2 protein-coding genes are annotated in these 1,778 nt (G+C 69.3%); both read right to left on the bottom strand.

Annotated elements, in window-relative coordinates:
- Positions 1 to 231: 231 nt before the first annotated feature.
- Entirely contained in the window at positions 232 to 1,209 is a 978-nt protein-coding gene (locus tag ACDELDRAFT_RS22125) for an MlaD family protein (protein ID WP_005800919.1), read from the bottom strand.
- Positions 1,209 to 1,778, bottom strand: a 570-nt coding sequence (locus ACDELDRAFT_RS22130) for an ABC transporter ATP-binding protein (RefSeq protein ID WP_005800926.1), incomplete at its 5' end; no start/stop codon positions are given. The genes ACDELDRAFT_RS22125 and ACDELDRAFT_RS22130, both read right to left, overlap by 1 nt.

Raw genomic sequence — 1,778 nt, forward strand, 5'->3', positions numbered from 1 at the left:
CGGCCAGGCCCGGCGCCTCCAGGTCGGCCAGGGCCAGCGTGGGCAGGGGGGCGCGCCGGTCGGTGGGCGTGGGCGCCAGGGTGCCGGGCCCCAGGTCGTAGTGCAAGGAGCGTGGGGGGGGCGTTGGCAGTGCGCTGCATCCGGCCACGGTCATGGCAACCAAAATGGCTGCAGTGCTTGTCATTAAAGCGCGAACAGCTATTGTTTGAATAGTATTCATGGCAATAAGCCTCAGGGTTGTGCCTTGGGCGCTTCGAAACCGGGCTCACCCGGGCCGGCATTGGCGCGCCCTGCGCCATAGATGAAAAGCTGGGGGTTCTCGCTGACCCCGCCTGCGGTGCGCCCCAACTGGCGTGCCGCGCGCGAGGTGTCTTCCGCTGCACGGTTGACCCGGGGCAGCGTGCTGCTGCCAAACCGGTCTGCGGCCCGCACCAAGGCCTGCGAGCCCAGGGTGAGCTGATCGATGGCCCCTCCTTCGGCACTGAGGCGCTTGTTGGTCTGCCCGATGTCGGCGGCCAGCGTGGACACGCTGCTGCCCGCCTGCTGCAGGGCGTGCAAGGTCTGGCGCGCATCGCCCGCCAGCGGCGGCAGAGCCGCCAGGGCCGGGTCCAGGCGCTCCTTCACGGTGGCGTCGAGTCGCTGGGTCAGGGTCGTCACGCCGCCGGCCGCCTGGCCCAGGTTGTCGAGCGCGGTGCTGAACCGCTTCTGGTTCTCGTCGCCCAGCAACTGGTTGATGCGGCGCGTGGCCTCGTCCACCTGGCCCAGGATGGCAGGGCCCTGCTCCGCCAGCCGCGACAGGGGCGAGCTGCGCAGCGGCAGCCGCGGCAGGCCGCTGGGGCCGCGCGGCAGCTCTGGCTGCACCTCGCCGGCATCGTCCAGCAACACATGGGCCAGGCCCGTGACACCCTGGTAACCCAGCACGGCAAAGGTGCTGGGGGTGATGGGGGCCTGGTCGTTGACCGCGATGCGGATGAGCACGTTGCCCGCCACCTGCGGATCGAAGCCGATGCGCGTGACCTTGCCCACGGCCACTCCTTTGTAGCGCACGGCCGCCTGGGGCTGCAGGCCGGTTACACCGTCCTTGCTGGTCAGCTCGTATTCCTGGTAGCTGGAGTTGTCGCGGGTGAGCCAGACGGCCAGGGCCGCGAGCAGTGCGGCCACCACCAGGACAAAAACGCCGGCGGCGAGGGCGTGGGATTTGTTTTCCATCAGGTTTCCTTGGCGGTGACCGCAGTGTCCACGGGCGCCATCGCGCGCTGGCCACGTTCACCCAGAAAAAAATGTTCGATGAAGGGATGCGGATAGTGCGTCACCTCGCGGGGGCTGCCCGTGACGATGACCTTCCTGTCCGCCAGCACGGCCACACGGGTGCTGAGGGCAAACAGGGTGTCGAGATCGTGCGTGACCATCACCACCGTGAGCCCCAGCGCGGCATGCAGCTCGCGCAGCAGGGCCACAAAGTCGTCGGCACTGCTGGGGTCGAGCCCGGCCGTGGGCTCGTCAAGCAGCAGAAGCGGCGGGTCCATGATGAGCGCGCGCGCCAGCGCCACGCGCTTGACCATGCCGCCCGACAGGTCGGCGGGCATGCGCGTGGCGTGCTCGGGCTTGAGGCCCACCATCTGCAGCTTGACCAGCGCCGCATCGCGCACCACCTCGGGCGGCAGGGTGCCTTGCTCGCGCAGCGCAAACGCCACGTTGTCGAGCACGTTGAACGCCGAGAACAGGGCCCCGTGCTGGAACAGCATGCCCACGCGGCTGGCGGCGCCTTCGCGCCCCAT

This window comes from Acidovorax delafieldii 2AN, assembly GCF_000175235.1.
GTDB classification, from domain to species: domain Bacteria; phylum Pseudomonadota; class Gammaproteobacteria; order Burkholderiales; family Burkholderiaceae_C; genus Acidovorax; species Acidovorax delafieldii_B.